Here is a 16,447-nt window from a genome sequence, read left to right on the forward strand (position 1 = left end):
ACGAACTCCCGCAGCCGCTCCCACTGATCATCCCGCAGCACTTCGCCTTCCACGCCAGCCTCCAAAAGCCAGCCTTGAATCACAAATCCAAACCGTCGTGAATCCCTAAAATGTCACTACTGCCTAGCCCCCGCGGCCGTCCACTGCATCAGCGCGACCTTCATCCCCCCGGCCAATGACCGCTTCCCAAGCCTTGCAAAAATGCTCTAGGGCGGGCGGCATGACCAATATTCTTCTCGTCATGGCAGGAGGCGCCGTCGGATCGGCCTTGCGCTACCTGCTCGGGCGTCTCGCTGCCCAGATATTCCCTGGCGCCCTGTGGCCCTGGGGAACATTCGGCGCGAATATCATCGGCGGTTTCGCCATGGGCCTGTTCGCCGGATGGCTGGCCCGCTTCAATATGACGGGGGGCGAACCGATCCGGCTGCTGCTTGCCGTCGGTCTGCTGGGCGGCTTCACGACCTTCTCCTCCTTCAGCCTGGAAACCGTGCTGATGATGGAGCGGGGGCAGCCGGGCATGGCGCTGGGCTATGCGGTCCTTTCCGTCATCGGCGCCGTGGGCGCGCTGGCCGGCGGTCTGGCCGTCATGAGGAGCGTCGCATGAAGGGCCGTCCTCCCGGCAAACCCACCGGCCCCCGCAAGCCCGGCGCAGCGCCCCAGGGGCGGGCGCGCGGCGCGGCCAAGGCGGCTCGCGCCCGCAAGCCGGATGCGCCTAAGCCCGCTGCCCGGCCTCCTGTCAAAACGCCCGCCGCCAAAACGCCTGCGGCAAAGACTGCTGCCCGGTCCGCCTCCTCCTCTCCGGCGAAGGGCGTGTCGCTCGACGTGCGGCAATTCCGCGTGGCGGCGGATGACGACGGCATCCGGCTCGACCGCTGGTTCCAGCGGCATCTGCCCGACATCGGCTTCAACACCGTCTCGCGCTGGGCACGCACCGGCCAGTTGCGCGTGGATGGCGCCCGCGCCGCGCCGGGCGACCGCATCGCGGAGGGCCAGACCATCCGCGTGCCCCCCGCCGAGCCCAAGGCTCCCGAAACCGCGAAGCCCAAACGCGTCCGTCCGCAACTGACGGACGATCAGGCGGCCTTCGCCCAGGGGCTCGTCATCCATCGCGACGCGCAGGCCATCGTCATCAACAAACCGCCCGGCCTCGCCACGCAGGGCGGCACCAAGACGGACGATCATGTCGACGGCCTGCTCGATGCGCTGGAGTTCGACCTCGACCAGCGGCCCAAGCTCGTCCACCGGCTGGACAAGGACACGTCCGGCGCGCTGCTCGTCGCGCGCACCGCGCGGTCGGCCGCCTTCTTCGCCAAGGCCTTCTCCAGCCGCACGGCGCGCAAGGTCTATTGGGCCATCGTGATGGGCGTGCCCTCCATCGAGGATGGCATGATCGAACTGCCCATCGCCAAGCAGCCCGGCACCGGCGGCGAGAAAATGCATGTCGATGAGGAGGAAGGGCTTCCTTCCCGCTCGCGCTATCGCGTGATCGAACGCGCGGGCAATCGCGCCGCCTGGGTCGAACTGCAACCCTATACCGGCCGGACCCACCAGTTGCGCGTCCATATGGCGGCGATCGGCCATCCCATCGTCGGGGACGGCAAATATGGCGGCAAGGACGCCTTTCTGAGCGGCACGATCAGCCGCAAGATGCATCTTCACGCCCGCCGCATCCGGGTCGATCATCCCGATGGCGGCCGGGTCGACGTGCGGGCCGAACTGCCCGAGCATTTCGCCGCCAGCCTTGCCTCGCTGGGCTTCGACCTCTCCGCCGGCGACCTGCCGCTGGACGAGGAGGTCGCCCGCGCGCCTACGCGGGAGGATGAGAAGAAGGCCGCCCGCGCCCATGCCAAGCAGATCCGCAAGGGCCGCAAGGGCGAACGGCGCGCCCGCGGTTCAGGTGGAGGGCCGCGCAGGAAATGACGCCCGGCGCGCCCTATCGCTGGCGGGACGAAGCCGCGATCCGCGCATTCGTCGCGGAGGTGGGCTTCGGCCTGCTCTGCGTGGCCGCACCGGACCGCCAGCATGTCGTCCATCTGCCGCTCGTCTGGAGGGACGAGGGGCATGTCGGCCTTCACCTCCACCGCGCCAATCCCATCGTCCGCCACCTGGACGGTCAGGAAGCGCTGATCGTCGTGACCGGCGCCCATCATTATATCAGCCCCGACTGGTACGGCATGCCCGACAAGGTGCCGACCTGGAACTATCAGTCGGCGGAATTGCGCGGCGTCATGCGCAGGCTGGACCATGGGCAGACCGTCGCCCATCTCGACGCGCTGTCGAACGATCAGGAAAGCCGCCTCCTGCCGAAACCGGTCTGGACCCACGAGAAGATGAGCGAGGGGCTGTTCGAGCGTGTGATGACGGGCCTGATCGGCTTTGAGATGGCCGTGCATGCGATGGAAGGCACGATGAAGCTGGGACAGGACAAGCCGGAATTCGCGCGCATCGCCGTGGCGGACGCTCTCTTGGCCAGAGGCGATGCCGCCATGTCCGCCCTCATGCGGGCGACGCTGCCATGAGCAATCGCCTTGCCGTATTCGATTGCGACGGCACGCTGGTCGACAGCCAGCACAGCATCTGCACGGCCATGGTCCGCGCGTTCGAGGGCGAGAAGCTGGCGGCGCCGGACCGCGCGACGATCCTGTCGGTCGTCGGCCTGTCGCTCCCGCTCGCCATGGCGCGGCTCCTGCCGGATGCGGAGGCCGATTATCACGATCATCTGTCGGAAAGCTATAAGCTGGCCTTCCAGCAGCTTCGCCGCGAAAATGCGGTGTCGGAACCGCTTTATCCCGGCATTGCCGAACTGATCCGCGAACTGGATGCCGATGGCTGGCTGCTGGGCGTCGCCACCGGCAAATCGGACCGCGGCCTGCAACTTTGCCTCACCCATCATGGCATCCACGCCCATTTCGTGACGTTGCAGACCGCCGACCGCCATCCGTCGAAGCCGCATCCCTCCATGCTGCTGACGGCCATGGCCGAAGCAGGAGCGACACCGGAAAGCACGGTGATGATCGGCGACACCAGCTTCGACATCGACATGGCGCTGTCTGCCGGCACGCGGGCGCTGGGCGTGGGCTGGGGCTATCACACGCCGCAGGATCTGATGGACGCCGGCGCACACAGCGTCGCCATGGACAGCGCGGAGCTGCGCGGCCATATCCACGCCCCCCATGTCCCTTCGTCCGACAGCCGCTCCCGATGACCGACATGCCGCCCGTTCCTCCCACCGACCCGGAAAAGGTCGCCCGCCAGCGTTTCTTCGCGCTCGGCCTGTTCCGCCTGTCGGGCGCGCTGCTGGTGATGTTCGGCTTCCTGGTGCTGATGCAGCGCTTCCATTGGGTGCAGGGGAACAAGGCGAAGGCGATGGGCGCGATCTTCGTCATCGTCGGCCTGTTCCAGTTCGTCATCGTCCCGCGCCTGCTGCTCGCGCTGTTCAGGAAACCGCCGCAATCATGAAACGCTTCTACCAGGATGCCGCCGTCGTCGCGGTTGAATCCGGTTTCGAAATCCGCCTCGACGGCCGCCCGGTCCGCACGCCCGCCCGCGCGCCGCTGGCGCTGCCCACCCAGGGGCTTGCAGAGGCGATCGCCGAAGAATGGCGCGCGCAGGGCGACACGGTCGACCCCCGATCCATGCCGTTCACCGGGCTCGCCAACGGCGCCATCGACCAGATCGCACCCAATAGCGGGAGTTTTGCCGCAGGCATCGCCCGCTATGCCGAAAGCGATCTGCTCTGTTATCGTGCGGAGGGGCCGGCCGAACTGATCGCTCGAGAGGCCGCGGCCTGGGACCCGCTGCTGGAATGGGCGACGACCCGCTACGACGTCGCGTTCCGGGTGACGCAGGGCATCGTTCCGGTGGCCCAGCCGACCGAAACGCTGGAGCGGCTGGCGGCTGCCGTGGCGGTTCTCGACCCTTTCACCCTGGCGGGGCTATCGACGCTGGTGACGCTGTCCGGCTCGCTCGTCTGCGGTCTGGCGGTGGTGGAGGGGGGGCATGACGCCGACCTGATCTGGACGGCGTCCGAAATCGACGAAGCCTGGGAAGTCGAACAATGGGGCGAGGACAAGGAAGCCGCCGCCCGGTCGGCGCAGCGCAGGAACGAATTTGCCATGGCCCGAGCCTTTTGCGAGATGGCCCGCGCCTGACCGGGTGGGAATGACGCAGCGTCTTCGTTCAATATCGACAGGCGGGCGGCCCCGAAGCCCGCCTTTTTCGCAAGACCGAGGAGTGCTCCATTTTGCCGCCCCGTTTTTCTCTTTTTGTCCTGATCGCCCTGTCCGCGCCGCTGGCGCTGGCGGCCCCGGCGCTTGCCCAGCAGGCGGGGCAGGCGGCTCCCGCCGCCGGTCGGATGAGTTCGGAACAGATCGCGGCCTTCAACCGGGCGGTCACTGATTTCACCGCGGGACAGACCGCGCAGCGGGCCGGCGACAATGCCGGCGCCGCCGCGAAATATGAAGCCGCACTGCCCGCTATCCGCACGGCCGTGGAGTTCGACCCCGCCAGGATCGAAAATGTGAATTTCCTCGCCAACGCGCTTTACGCCGATGCGGCGGCGCAGGGCGCGCTGGGCAGGATGGACAGGGTGATCGCGCTCTATACCGAATCCGCGCCCCATTGGCGCAAGCTGGTGGAGGCAAAGCCCGCCGATGCCGCCAGCCGCAATATCTTCGCCGGCATCTTGATCCAGATGGGCAATCAGAAGCTGGCCGGCAATGACAGGACCGGGGCCGATCCCCTCTATCAGGAGGCGCTGACCCTCGCGCGCAGGTCCGTCGCGGAAAAGGCCGGGGACGCGGTGTCCCGGAACATCCTGCTATCCGCACTGATCGGAGCCAGCCAGACCGGCAACGACCCGGCCCTGTCCGCCGAAGCGTTGAAAATGGGCAAGGCGATGCTGAGCGACGGCACCATCGATGCGATGAACAGACCGTCTATCGAGGCGATGACGGGCGCCAAGGCCGGCTGACGCCGCTATTTAGAGCGCGCTGCGTTAAATCGGACGCAGGCCGCGCGCTCCAAGCTTTTGCTGTCGCATCGTTTTAAACGCAAAACCCACTTTTGCGCACGACGCCCTATTTGTCCAACGGTGAACCTGCCCCAGCGAGGGAGCAGGCCATGTTCAACCTGCCCGACCCTGTGCGAACGGGACTGGGTAACGCTCTGCGCCTAAGCCGTCAGGCCCATGATCTTGTCGGCATAGAGCAGCCGCCCCGGCCCCATCAGGCCGATGAATTGCGGCAGCATATGGCGGGCAAGCGCGAAACAGCCCTCGCTGCGGCCGATCTTGCCCCAGGTCGCGATATGGTTCTCGCTGACATAGTCCGCGCCATGCACGACGATGGCGCGCATCTCCGCATTGTTGTTCTGCGGATCGAGCCCGGCCAGGCGCATCGCCCGGCCATGCTGGCCCTCATAGATTTCGCCGGTCTTGAAGGCGCCCGAACTGCTCGCCAGTGAATTGGGCTCATTGGAAAAGCTGTGGAGCCATCCCGAATGCTCGGGGTCGGAACCGCGGCCATGGGCAACCAGATAGGAACTTGCCTGCCCGCCGATCAGGTCGACCACATGGAAGCGCAATTCGCGCGACGGCGCATTGAAATCGGCCAGCGCCACCCGGTCCCGCAGGGTGAACATATGCCCATGCTGGTCCAGCGCGGCCTTTGCCCGCTCCAGCAGTTTCGCATAGGGCTGGGTCGCGAGCGGCCCCGGCGAAGCCGGACGCGGTGCGGGAGGAACTGCCGGCTGTGGCTGCGTTTCGCCCAGCGGAGCGGCCCGCCCGGCACTGTCGGCAAGAAACGAAAATGCCAGCCCGCTCAAAGCGAGCTTGGTAAAACTACGACGATCCATGAATCGCAATATAGCAAAGGAGCAGCGCCAGTCCAAGGGCGGCGCAGGATCGCCGCCGCCGTCCCGCCTCCTTTCCGGGGCGGGAAGACTCCGGCCGATGGCGCGGGCCCCTATTCGGTGGCGTTCGCGCTTTCGTCTGCGCCGTCCTGGCCAAGGCGCGCCGTCATGCCTGTCGCGGCGGCGTCGTCCTCGATCTGCTGCTGTTCGGAAATGCTCGGCGGCGGTGCAGGTTCCGGCGCGGCCGCATTGTTGCCCGGCTCGGGAGCGGGGGCCACCGGTTCCTCCTCGATCGCATTTTCGACCGGCGGCTCGACCAGATTGTTGGTCGCGGGCGCCTCTTCCTCCTTCTTGCCGCAGGCGGCGAGGGCAAGCGTCCCGGCAAGGGCGATAAGGGCGAATTTGCGCATGAAGATCAGTCCTTGGATGCGATGGAGGTGGCGGGCGCGGCGGTCGGGTCGACCCGGCGGCTGGACGCCTCGATCTTCGCCGCCAGCAGCTTGTCCCAGCCATAGGGGTCGGAACGGAAGCTCATCGTCCCGTTATTGCTGGCGAAGGCGGTCCAGTAAAGCAGGTACACCGCCACTTCCTTGGGCAGCGACACCCGCTGGGTCTTGCCCGCGTCGATCAGCGACTGGATCTTGCCGGCAAGGTCGGGATTGCCCGCCACCATCAGCTCCGCCAGCGGGACGGGCTTTTCCAGGCGGATGCAGCCATGGCTGGCCAGCCGGTCATAGCTTGAAAACTTTGCCCGCGACGGCGTGTCGTGCAGGTAGACGGCGAAGGGATTGTTGAAGTCGAACTTCAACCGGCCGAGCGCGCTGTTCGGGCCGGCGGGCTGCACGATCCGCTCTCCGGTTTCCGGCGTGCCGACGATCTTGTACCCCTGCCGGATCAGTGTCGCGCGCCCCTTTGGCCACAATTCGCGCTTCGCGATGGAGGAGGGGACGTTCCACGGCGGGTTGACCACGATCGAATGGATGCTGGACGACAGCATCGGTGTCGCATTGTCCGGCGAGCCCGTCACCGCGCGCATCGACGTCACCGGCTGGTCGCCCTCGAACACCGTCAGCACGGCGGCGGCGATATTCACCTGCACCCGGTTGACCGGCAATTCGCGCGGCATCCAGCGCCAGCGTTCCATATTCGCCATGATCGCGGCGATGCGATCGTCCACCGGCACGTTCAGCTCCCTGAGCGTCCGGGCGTCCAGCAGGCCGGTGGGGTTGAGGCCATAGCGCCGCTGCGCCCGTTGCAGCACATCGACCAGCTTTTCGCCGGGCGTGACGCTCTTGTCCTCTATGGCGATGCGCGCCCGCACGGCATCGGGGGAGGATTGCGCGGTGAGGGTGGGCCAGCCGCCCGCATCGCGAATGCGTTCGTAATTGGCGAGCCCCTTGCGCAGCCCGTCATAGCCGGCATAGGGCGGCGTCAGGCTGAGCGCCCATTGCGGCAGCCTGTCCTCGCTGATCGCCTTGGCAAGGCCGGGCCGGGGATCGAACCGCGCCGGGCGCAACGCCCAGATCTCCAGGAAGTCGGCGGTATCCACGCGCCCGGTGCTGAGCGCCTTCGCCCGGTCCAGCACGGCGGACAGAAGCGCCTCTCCCTTCAGTTCTCCGGTCGCTCTGGCGCGCGCCATCAACCCTTGGACCGCGCCGCCCTTCAGCCACTCGTTCAGCCATTTTTCCTGCGCTGCCGAGGGTTGCGGCAGCGGCACGGGCGGTGGCGTCACCATGGCCGGAGGCAGGATGACCTGCGGGGCGGGGGGCTGCGCCGACGGGGCGGGCATGGTCGGTGCGACGGCCGGCGGTTGCGCCACCGCCGGCACCGCGACGGCGCCCAGCAGGGAAATTACGGAAAAACGGATCATTTCAGGACGGTTCATGCTGGACCAGATAGCGCAAAGCCCGCATCGTTCAAACTCGAAGATAGCGGAAAAGATGATGCTGCACGTCGTTCACCATCCGGCCTATGTCTCTCCGGCAACAGCGGGCAGTTCCTTTCGCTTCGACAAATATGGGCTGGTGATGGAGGCGCTGACCATGGCGGCCGCACCCTTTACCGTGCATGAACCCGCCCCCATGCCGCGCGTCTGGATAGAGGCGGTCCACGACCCCGATTATGTCGAGCAGGTCGCGACGCAGACCGTGCCACACGAAAAGGAAAGACGGATCGGTTTTCCGGTGACGGAGCGGGTGGCGCGCCGTTCGATGCTGTCGCCCGGCGGCACATGGCTGGCGGCGCGGCTCGCCATGCGCCACGGCTATGCGGCCAATGCGGCGGGCGGCAGCCATCATGCACTGCCCGGCAGCGGCGCGGGATATTGCGTGTTCAACGACCTTGCCATCGCTGCCAACCGGCTGATCGCGGAGGGGGATGCGCACCGGATATTGATCCTCGACCTCGACGTGCATCAGGGCGACGGCACGGCCGTGCTGACCGGCGGGCGAGGGGACATATTCACCCTGTCCATCCATGCGGACCGCAACTTCCCCGTGCGCAAGGCCCGCTCGACGCTCGACATCGGCCTGCCCGACGGCACGGGCGACGAGGCTTATATGGAGGCGCTGATGAGGGCCCTCCCGCCCGTGCTCGACGATTTCCGGCCTGATCTGATCCTCTACCAGGCCGGGGTCGACCCGCATGAAGACGATCGCCTCGGCCGTCTGGCGCTGAGCGATGCCGGGCTGGACCGCCGCGACCGCGCCGTGATGCGCGCCGCGCGCCGCCGGGGCATCCCGCTCGCCAGCACCATGGGCGGCGGCTATGGCGAAGACCGAATGGCCATCGCCCGGCGCCACGCCGATTGCATGATCCACCTGGCGGAAGAGGCGGGTGATGGCCGATAGCTGCCGCTGAGCGCGCCGTGTTCCTGGCGAAGGCTCTCACGAGCCATTTGTCTGTTCAGCAAGGAAAGCGGAAAGTCGGCAAGCCCCCTTCCGCGCTTAATGCAGCGTTGCCTCCCCCGTGGCGTCGGAACCGGCGGCCTGCCTGCTCTCCATGATTTTAGCCGCGACCAGTCCTGCCGCGACCAGCGCCGCGAAATCGCTGAAGGCCAGATAAAGGATATAGCCCCAGGGCGCATGGTTGAACACCGCTTGCCCGATATGCAGCCACAGCACGGCCGCCAGCGCGAATAGGACCGTCGCTCTCGCCCGTCCAGCCAGATCGCCGCTCACGATCCGCAGCATCAGCGCAATGACGATGCCGACGACCAGCGCCAGGATCAGGCCGCCGATCAGCGCCCCGGCATCGGTCACCGGAAATCCGCTATTGTTGTAGAAGACCGTGGCGACCGGCCCCTTGCCATAGAGGATGGTGCCGTGCGCGGTCGCCGGGTCGGGAATCACATAGACGCCGGTGCCCGACGGCGTCAGCGCCTGCGCCAGGGCCGCCTGCAAATTGCTGCCGGCGGCGGACTCCGCGCGATGAAAGGCGAGCGCGCTCAGCGGCGTCCCCCAGAAGAGGAAGCCGACGAGATACATGGCGACGCCGCCGATCAGGCCGCCCAACAGGGTCTTGAACATATGCCCTCCTGTCCTCTCAACGATCGAGAGGCTGACGGACAAACGCCGGAACGGCAATATCTTTCCGGGAAGGGCGCTCAATCGCCCTTGCGCGACGCCTTTTCCGCAATCCCCGACACGCCCTCGCGCCGGTCGAGTTCGTCCAGAACTTCGTCCAGCGCGATGTCGAGGTCGGCCAGCAGCACCAGCAGATGGAACAGCAGGTCTGCGCTTTCGCCGATCGCGCCTTCGCGGTCCGCCGCCATGGCGGCGATCACCATCTCCACGGCCTCTTCGCCCAGCTTCTGGGCGATCTTGCCGCGCCCCCTGGCGGTCAGCTTGGCCACATAGGACTGATCGGGATCGGCCTGCCGCCGCTGGCGGATGGTCCGTTCAAGATTAAAAAGGGTCGCGCGCATGGCGCCATCAAGCGCCACGCGCGCAAACCGTCAAACGAAAACTTACTTGCGCTTGCGGCGGGCGACGAAAACCCGCGCGCCCAGCACCGCGGCGCCAAGGCCGAACAGCGCCATCTGTTCCGGTTCGGGCACCGGCGTCGGCGTGCCGCCGGACGAGGAACCGCCCGAGCTGCTGGAGCCGCCGCACTTCTTGCCCCAGCACCAGGTCGCTTCCGCCGGAGCCGCCGCGCCCATCAGAGCGGCCACGCCAGCGGCCAGAAACAGCTTGTTCACATTCATCATCTTCACCCCGCTGTTGATTGAGTCAGGTGCGGGAAGAGGTGCAGGCACCGTGCCAGTTCCACTAAATGGAGGCGGAACGGGGCCATCATGGTTAACATGGACCTGCCGATCTGGGTTAATGTAAAGGCAACCGACGTTTTTCGGCGGAATCGGGTCGGTCAGGCGGTCCGGACCGCAATGCCGGCGGCCGCCAGCGCCTGATGCGCTTCAGCAATGCTATGTTGACCGAAATGAAATATGGACGCCGCGAGCACCGCGCTGGCATGCCCCTCCACCACGCCTTCGACCAGATGATCGAGCGTCCCGACGCCGCCGCTGGCGATGACCGGAACCGAAACCGCATCGGCAATGGCGCGGGTAAGGGCAAGGTCATAGCCCGCCTTGGTCCCGTCGCCGTCCATGGACGTGACCAGCAGTTCGCCCGCGCCCAGTTGGGCAAGCCGCACCGCATGCTCCAGCGCATCGATGCCGGTCGGTTTGCGGCCGCCATGGGTGAAGATTTCCCAGCGGCCATCGCCCACCCGCCGCGCATCGACCGAGCCGACGACGCACTGGCTGCCGAAGCGGTCGGCGATGTCCGCCACCACCTCGGGCCGGGTGACGGCCGCGCTGTTCACCGCGACCTTGTCCGCACCCGCGAGCAGCAGGGCGCGGGCATCCTCCGGACTGCGCACGCCCCCGCCCACCGTCACCGGCATGAAGCAGACCTCCGCCGTGCGCCGGACCACGTCTATGATCGTGCCGCGCGCCTCATGCGTGGCGGTGATGTCCAGGAAGCAGAGTTCATCCGCGCCCGCTGCGTCGTAAATCTTCGCCTGCTCGACCGGATCGCCCGCGTCGCGCAGATCGATGAAGTTCACGCCCTTGACCACGCGGCCATTGGCGACGTCCAGGCAGGGGATGACGCGGGTGCGGACGGTCATGCGGCCGCCTGCGCCACCGCCAGCGCCGCCTTCAGGTCCAGCCGCCCGTCATAGAGCGCGCGGCCCGTGATCACGCCTTCAATGCCCTCGTCGGCATGCAGGCTCAGCACCCGGATGTCCGCGATCCCCGCGACGCCGCCGCTGGCGATCACCGGAATGTCCGTGGCGCGGGCCAGATCGACGGTCGCATCGATGTTGCAGCCCTTGAGCAGGCCGTCGCGGCCGACATCGGTGAACAGCAGGCTGGCGACGCCCGCATCCTCGAACCGGCGGGCAAGGTCGACCACCGGCATGTCGGACTTCTCTGCCCAGCCGTCCGTCGCGACGAAGCCGTCCCGCGCGTCCACCGCCACTACGATCCCGCCGGGGAAGTCCCGTGCCGCCGCCTTGACGAAGCCCGGGTCCTTCAGGGCCGCCGTGCCGATGACGATGCGCGACACGCCCAGGTCGAACCAGCGCTCCACCGCCTCCCGGTTGCGGATGCCCCCGCCCAGCTGCACATGGCCGGGAAAGGCCGCCACGATGGCCTCGACCGCTTCGGCATTGACCGCATGGCCCGCGAAGCTGCCGTCCAGATCGACCACATGCAGATGCTGCGCGCCCGCTTCCGCGAACAATATCGCCTGGGCGGCGGGATTGTCGCCATAGACGGTGGCGCGGTTCATGTCGCCTTCGGCCAGGCGCACGACCTGGCCGCCCTTGAGGTCGATGGCGGGGAAAACGATCAGGCTCATGGACGCCAATCCAGAAAACGGGAGAGGAAGGAAAGGCCGTAGCTCTGGCTCTTTTCCGGGTGAAACTGACAGCCGATGATGGTGTCGCGCGCCACCGCCGCGACCAGCGGCCCGCCATGATCGGTGACGGCGGCGACATGCGCCGGGTCGGCGGCTTCGAAATGATAGCTGTGCAGGAAATAGGCCTCGCCCGCTTCCAGCAGCGGAGGCGTGCCGCGCAGGGCCACGTCGTTCCAGCCCATGTGCGGCACCTTGATCGCCGGATCGCGCGGCTCGATCAGCCGGACGGTGCCGCCTATCCAGCCCAGCCCCTCGTGCCGGCCGAACTCTTCCCCCGCATCGGCCAGCAACTGCATGCCCACGCACACGCCCAGAAAGGGGACGCCGCGCTGGCGGACGGCCTCGTTCATCGCCTCCACCATGCCGGGAATCGCGACCAGCGCATCGCGGCAGGCGCGGAAGGCGCCGACGCCCGGCAGGACGATGCGGTCCGCCCCCGCCACGACATCCGGATCGGCGGTGATGACGGCATCGTCCGCTCCCGCCTTGCGCAGGGCGTTGTGCACCGAATGAAGGTTGCCCGCGCCATAGTCGATCAGGGCAAGCGCGGTCACAGCATTCCCTTGGTCGAAGGAATGGCGTCGGCCTTGCGCGGGTCGATCTCCACCGCCTGCCGCAACGCGCGGGCAAGGCCCTTGAAGCAGCTTTCGACGATATGATGGTTGTTGCTGCCGTAGAGATTTTCGATGTGCAGCGTGATCCCGGCGGCCTGGGCGAAGCTGTGGAAGAAATGCTCCACCATCTCGCTGTCCCATTCCCCGATGCGCTGCACGGTGAAGTCCACCTTGAACACCAGCCAGGGGCGTCCCGAAATGTCCAGCGACACGCGGGTCAGCGTCTCGTCCATCGGGGAATAGACGCTGCCGTAGCGGGAAATGCCGCGCTTGTCGCCCAGCGCCTTCGCCACCGCCTCGCCAATGGCGATGGCCGTGTCCTCGGTCGTGTGATGCTGGTCCACATGCAGGTCGCCGACGGTCTTCACGTCCATGTCGATCAGCGAGTGACGCGACAATTGCTCGATCATGTGATCCAGGAAACCGATGCCCGTCGAAACGGTGTAGATGCCGGTGCCGTCCAGGTTGACGGTCACGTCGATCTGCGTTTCCGCAGTGTTGCGGTGAATGTCGGCCGTGCGCATGGCAGCGCCCTATAACGAAGTGGACGGCCGTTGCAATGTGGCGTTGCACCTATAGCGCGCACTTGACCCGCGCCGCCGCGCCGTTAGGACATTGGCGCATGAGCGACGACCTGCCCGACAGCCTGATTCCCTATGACGAAATCGTGCAGGAGGCCCTGCGCGCCGTCGTCGGCCGCGTGCTGGGGGAAATCGAACGGACGGGCGGCCTTCCCGGCGCGCATCATTTCTACATCACGTTCAAGACGCAGGCGGCCGGAGTCGATATTCCGCGCCATCTGGTCGAACGCTTCCCCGACGAAATGACCATCGTCCTCCAGAACAAATTCTGGGACCTGAAGGTCAGCGACGACGCCTTCGGGGTCAGCCTGACCTTCAACCAGGTGGCGGCGCATCTGCATATTCCCTTCGCCGCGATCACGGCCTTCGTCGATCCGGCGGTGAATTTCGCGCTCCAGTTCCAGGCGCAGGCCGACATTGCGCCCGAACCGCATGAAGAGGCGGAAAATGACGCGCCGCAGGTGACGACGGAGGACGGCTCCAATGTCGTGACCGTGGACTTCGGCAAGAAGAAATAAGGCTGGAAACAGGGGCGGGGGCTCCCCAGATTGACGGCACTCCGGCGACATCATGGGAGTGCCCGACTTGAACGACAGCCGCACCGAAACCGACAGCATCGGCGCCATCGAAGTGCCCGCCAGCGCCTATTGGGGCGCGCAGACCCAGCGGAGCATCGAGAATTTCCCCTTCGGCCCCGGAGAACGCATGCCGATCGGCATCGTCCACGCGCTGGCCATCGTGAAACAGGCGGCGGCGCGGGTCAATCGAGGACACGGACTCGATTCGGACCTGGCGGATGCAATCGAGGCGGCGGCGGCGCAGGTCGTCGCGGGCAACCATGACGACCAGTTCCCGCTCGTCATCTGGCAGACCGGCAGCGGCACCCAATCCAACATGAACGTCAATGAGGTGATCGCGGGCATCGCCAATGAGGCACTGACCGGCAAGCGCGGCGGCAAGAGCCCGGTCCACCCCAACGACCATGTGAATATGGGCCAGTCGTCCAATGACAGCTTCCCGACCGCCCTGCACATTGCGGCGGCGCGGGCCGCCACGGCGGCCCTGTTCCCGGCGCTCGACCGGCTCCACGCCGCCCTCGACGCCAGGGCGAAGGCGTGGGAGGGCATCGTGAAGATCGGCCGCACCCATCTGCAGGACGCGACGCCGCTGACGCTGGGCCAGGAATTTTCCGGCTACGCCCATCAACTCTACCGCAGCCGCAAGCGGATCGAGCCGGCGGTCATGCACGGCATGATGGCGCTGGCGCAGGGCGGCACGGCGGTCGGCACCGGCCTCAACGCGCCCGCGGGCTTCGACGTGGCGGTGGCGAAGGAAATCGCGGCGCTGACCGGCCTGCCGTTCCGGACCGCCGACAACAAGTTCGAGGCGCTCGCCTCCAACGATCCGCTGGTGCACCTGTCCTCCACCCTGGCGACGCTGGCAGTGGCGCTGACCAAGATCGCCAACGACATCCGCCTGCTGGGCAGCGGCCCGCGCTCGGGCCTTGGCGAACTCGACCTGCCGGCCAATGAACCGGGCAGTTCGATCATGCCCGGGAAGGTCAATCCCACCCAGTGCGAGATGCTGACCATGGTCGCCGCGCAGGTCATCGGCAATCATCAGGCGGCGACGGTCGGCGGCCTTCAGGGGCATCTGGAACTCAATGTCTTCAAGCCGATGATCGGCGCGGCGGTGCTGCGGTCTATCCATCTGCTCAGCGTCGGCATGGACAGTTTCGCAGAACGCTGCGTCGACGGGCTGGAGGCGAATGAGAGGCGGATTGCCGAGCTGGTCGACCGGTCGCTGATGCTGGTCACCGCGCTCGCGCCCGAAATCGGCTATGACAATGCCGCCAGGATCGCGAAACACGCCCATGCCGAAGGGCTGACGCTGAAGGAGGCGGGCCTGCAATTGGGGTTGGTCGATGGGGAAAGCTTCGACCGGCTTGTCCGGCCCGAAAATATGGTCTGATCCACATCGGCATGGTGGAACCGGTCGCGCTGCGGTACATTGATGTCCCATGAGGAAAAAATCGCCCGCCCAGCCGCTGATCGCCGTCCGCCCGCCCCGCAAGGACGGGCTGCTCCGAAAGGCGGCCCGCGTCGGTGCGACCGTCGTCGCGGCGCGGGTGGCCGCCGATACCGGCAAGAAGGGCGTGATCGGCCTGCTGGCTGGCATGGGGGCCAAGCGGCTCATCATGCGTCATCCCATGGGCACGCTGTTCGTGACGGGCGCCTATATGGCCGGAAAGGTCTATGAGGCGAAGCGTGAGGCGGATCGCAAGCGCAAGGTCAAGGCCCTGCCGGACGGCAGTCCGCCGCCGATCCTGATCGAGGAAGCGCGCAAGGCCCGCAAGGGTTGACGGCGCGACAGTCCCCCTTGCCAAATCCCGTCCATGACGCCAAGAGCGGCCATGGCCGACAGCATCTCCATAGAGACGCCCGATTTCAAGCGCCGCGGCGTCCTGTTCGTTCTTTCCTCGCCCTCTGGCGCCGGTAAATCCACCATCGCGCGCAAGCTGCTGGCTGCGGAGCCGGATCTTGCCATGTCGGTTTCCGCGACCACGCGGCCGATGCGGCCGGGGGAGGTCGACGGCAAGGATTATCATTTCGTCGATCTGGAGGAATTCCGGCGGATGACCGCCGATCACGAATTCCTGGAATGGGCGCATGTCTTCGGGCAGCGCTACGGCACGCCCCGCGCTCCGGTGGAGGCGATGCTGAAGTCCGGCCGCGACGTTCTGTTCGACATCGATTGGCAGGGCGCGCAGCAACTCCACCAGATTGCGGGCGGTGACGTGGTGCGGGTGTTCATCCTGCCGCCGTCGATGGAGGAGCTGGAGCGTCGCCTGCGCGGTCGGGCGACGGACAGCAATGAGGTTATCGAAGGCCGCATGGCCCGCGCGGCGGGAGAGATCGCGCACTGGGACGGCTATGATTATGTCCTGTGCAATGTCGATGCGGAAGATTGCTTCCGGCGCGTCCAGACGATCCTGCACGCCGAACGCATGAAGCGCAGCCGCCAGACGGGTCTGATCGGCTTCATCCGCAGGCTCAGCCGCTATCATCAGGAAGATTGAGGGATTTGGACGTACCATGCGCCTGCGAAGGCAGGAACATGGCAGGTTTCAATCCTGCCGGGTCATGCCCGGGGATGATCGCCAGAGCATCATGCGCAAAAGTGGGAACCGGTTTTGCGTTTAAAACGATGCGACGACAAAAGCTTGGAGCGCGCGGCCTGCGTCCGATTTAACGCAACGCGCTCCAGAGCAGATTCCGATCCGATTGCATCGGCTCGACTGCTCTAAGTTTTTGTTTGTCGCGTTTTCCGAGTCAGCAGATGATTCCATCTGCTTGGAAAACGCTTGTCTTATGACATTGCGGTCCGTTTGGGTCATGCTGGATTGCCCGGGCCGGGGTGGCCACCCCGGCCCGGGCGGAAGGGGACGGATCGTGAAAGCGCCGGTCGTTGTGGGACC

General features: G+C 66.5%; 22 protein-coding genes. 12 read left to right on the forward strand and 10 right to left on the reverse strand.

The features are described 5' to 3' along the window. Window positions 1-220 precede the first annotated feature (220 nt). From crcB to EWH10_RS21360, 7 genes are all read left to right on the forward strand, one after another. A complete protein-coding gene (crcB, locus tag EWH10_RS21330; RefSeq protein ID WP_044661843.1) occupies window positions 221-604 on the forward strand; it encodes a fluoride efflux transporter CrcB in 384 nt (127 codons plus the stop codon). Continuing rightward, the gene (locus EWH10_RS21335) at window positions 601-1,920 is read left to right on the forward strand and encodes an RluA family pseudouridine synthase (protein ID WP_044661844.1); all 1,320 of its coding nucleotides are present in this window, start codon (window positions 601-603) and stop codon (window positions 1,918-1,920) included. The genes crcB and EWH10_RS21335 overlap by 4 nt, the downstream gene beginning before the upstream one ends. Beyond that, entirely contained in the window at window positions 1,917-2,519 is a 603-nt protein-coding gene (locus EWH10_RS21340; protein WP_044661845.1) for an FMN-binding negative transcriptional regulator, read from the forward strand. The genes EWH10_RS21335 and EWH10_RS21340 overlap by 4 nt, the downstream gene beginning before the upstream one ends. Continuing rightward, window positions 2,516-3,205, forward strand: coding sequence for an HAD-IA family hydrolase (locus EWH10_RS21345; protein WP_044661846.1), 690 nt, complete (start codon window positions 2,516-2,518; stop codon window positions 3,203-3,205). The genes EWH10_RS21340 and EWH10_RS21345 overlap by 4 nt, the downstream gene beginning before the upstream one ends. Then, on the forward strand, window positions 3,202-3,459 hold the full coding sequence (locus tag EWH10_RS21350; RefSeq protein ID WP_025550167.1) for a hypothetical protein: 258 nt from the start codon (window positions 3,202-3,204) through the stop codon (window positions 3,457-3,459). The genes EWH10_RS21345 and EWH10_RS21350 overlap by 4 nt, the downstream gene beginning before the upstream one ends. Continuing rightward, entirely contained in the window at window positions 3,456-4,151 is a 696-nt protein-coding gene (locus tag EWH10_RS21355) for an ATP12 family chaperone protein (protein ID WP_025550166.1), read from the forward strand. Before EWH10_RS21350 ends, EWH10_RS21355 begins: the two co-directional genes overlap by 4 nt. 92 nt (window positions 4,152-4,243) lie before the next feature. After that, the gene (locus tag EWH10_RS21360) at window positions 4,244-4,972 is read left to right on the forward strand and encodes a hypothetical protein (protein ID WP_044661847.1); all 729 of its coding nucleotides are present in this window, start codon (window positions 4,244-4,246) and stop codon (window positions 4,970-4,972) included. A 200-nt stretch (window positions 4,973-5,172) separates the two neighbouring features. Here EWH10_RS21360 and EWH10_RS21365 read toward each other — a convergent pair whose 3' ends face one another. From EWH10_RS21365 to EWH10_RS21375, 3 genes are all read right to left on the reverse strand, one after another. Continuing rightward, entirely contained in the window at window positions 5,173-5,853 is a 681-nt protein-coding gene (locus EWH10_RS21365) for a murein L,D-transpeptidase catalytic domain family protein (RefSeq protein ID WP_044663083.1), read from the reverse strand. A gap of 110 nt (window positions 5,854-5,963) precedes the next feature. Continuing rightward, on the reverse strand, window positions 5,964-6,260 hold the full coding sequence (locus EWH10_RS21370) for a hypothetical protein (RefSeq protein ID WP_044661848.1): 297 nt from the start codon (window positions 6,258-6,260) through the stop codon (window positions 5,964-5,966). A 5-nt stretch (window positions 6,261-6,265) separates the two neighbouring features. Further along, window positions 6,266-7,720: a L,D-transpeptidase family protein gene (locus EWH10_RS21375; protein WP_025551770.1), complete on the reverse strand. Its 1,455-nt coding sequence runs from the start codon at window positions 7,718-7,720 to the stop codon at window positions 6,266-6,268. 73 nt (window positions 7,721-7,793) lie between these two features. Between EWH10_RS21375 and EWH10_RS21380 the strand changes: the two genes are divergently transcribed. Next, a complete protein-coding gene (locus EWH10_RS21380; protein WP_044663084.1) occupies window positions 7,794-8,699 on the forward strand; it encodes a histone deacetylase family protein in 906 nt (301 codons plus the stop codon). A gap of 96 nt (window positions 8,700-8,795) precedes the next feature. Here the strand turns inward: EWH10_RS21380 and EWH10_RS21385 are convergent, their stop codons facing one another. The 7 genes from EWH10_RS21385 to hisB form a co-directional block, all read right to left on the reverse strand. After that, window positions 8,796-9,377 carry a hypothetical protein gene (locus tag EWH10_RS21385; protein WP_044661849.1) on the reverse strand — a complete coding sequence of 194 codons (582 nt, stop codon included), beginning with the start codon at window positions 9,375-9,377 and terminating at the stop codon, window positions 8,796-8,798. A 77-nt stretch (window positions 9,378-9,454) separates the two neighbouring features. Beyond that, the gene (locus EWH10_RS21390) at window positions 9,455-9,775 is read right to left on the reverse strand and encodes a phosphoribosyl-ATP diphosphatase (protein WP_044661850.1); all 321 of its coding nucleotides are present in this window, start codon (window positions 9,773-9,775) and stop codon (window positions 9,455-9,457) included. Between the two features lie 42 nt (window positions 9,776-9,817). Beyond that, a complete protein-coding gene (locus tag EWH10_RS21395; protein WP_025551763.1) occupies window positions 9,818-10,054 on the reverse strand; it encodes a PEP-CTERM sorting domain-containing protein in 237 nt (78 codons plus the stop codon). Between the two features lie 161 nt (window positions 10,055-10,215). Continuing rightward, on the reverse strand, window positions 10,216-10,980 hold the full coding sequence (gene hisF, locus EWH10_RS21400; protein ID WP_044661851.1) for an imidazole glycerol phosphate synthase subunit HisF: 765 nt from the start codon (window positions 10,978-10,980) through the stop codon (window positions 10,216-10,218). Next, window positions 10,977-11,714 (reverse strand): 1-(5-phosphoribosyl)-5-[(5-phosphoribosylamino)methylideneamino]imidazole-4-carboxamide isomerase, encoded by a 738-nt coding sequence (gene hisA, locus EWH10_RS21405; protein ID WP_044661852.1) that lies wholly within the window; start codon window positions 11,712-11,714, stop codon window positions 10,977-10,979. The genes hisF and hisA overlap by 4 nt, the downstream gene beginning before the upstream one ends. Beyond that, window positions 11,711-12,328, reverse strand: a complete 618-nt coding sequence (hisH, locus tag EWH10_RS21410; protein ID WP_025551759.1) for an imidazole glycerol phosphate synthase subunit HisH — start codon at window positions 12,326-12,328, stop codon at window positions 11,711-11,713. Before hisH ends, hisA begins: the two co-directional genes overlap by 4 nt. Next, entirely contained in the window at window positions 12,325-12,912 is a 588-nt protein-coding gene (hisB, locus tag EWH10_RS21415) for an imidazoleglycerol-phosphate dehydratase HisB (RefSeq protein WP_025551758.1), read from the reverse strand. The genes hisH and hisB overlap by 4 nt, the downstream gene beginning before the upstream one ends. A gap of 98 nt (window positions 12,913-13,010) precedes the next feature. Here hisB and EWH10_RS21420 point away from each other — a divergent pair, with 98 nt between their 5' ends. The 4 genes from EWH10_RS21420 to gmk all read left to right on the forward strand — a co-directional run bounded on the left by EWH10_RS21420 (window position 13,011) and on the right by gmk (window position 16,048). Then, a complete protein-coding gene (locus EWH10_RS21420; RefSeq protein WP_044661853.1) occupies window positions 13,011-13,487 on the forward strand; it encodes an SspB family protein in 477 nt (158 codons plus the stop codon). 67 nt (window positions 13,488-13,554) lie between these two features. Continuing rightward, a complete protein-coding gene (fumC, locus tag EWH10_RS21425) occupies window positions 13,555-14,940 on the forward strand; it encodes a class II fumarate hydratase (RefSeq protein ID WP_044663085.1) in 1,386 nt (461 codons plus the stop codon). A gap of 49 nt (window positions 14,941-14,989) precedes the next feature. Next, a complete protein-coding gene (locus tag EWH10_RS21430) occupies window positions 14,990-15,331 on the forward strand; it encodes a hypothetical protein (RefSeq protein WP_044661854.1) in 342 nt (113 codons plus the stop codon). 51 nt (window positions 15,332-15,382) lie between these two features. Continuing rightward, a complete protein-coding gene (gene gmk / locus EWH10_RS21435) occupies window positions 15,383-16,048 on the forward strand; it encodes a guanylate kinase (RefSeq protein ID WP_025551753.1) in 666 nt (221 codons plus the stop codon). Window positions 16,049-16,447 lie beyond the last annotated feature (399 nt).

This window comes from Sphingobium fuliginis (genome assembly GCF_004152845.1).
Taxonomy (GTDB): Bacteria; Pseudomonadota; Alphaproteobacteria; order Sphingomonadales; family Sphingomonadaceae; genus Sphingobium; species Sphingobium fuliginis.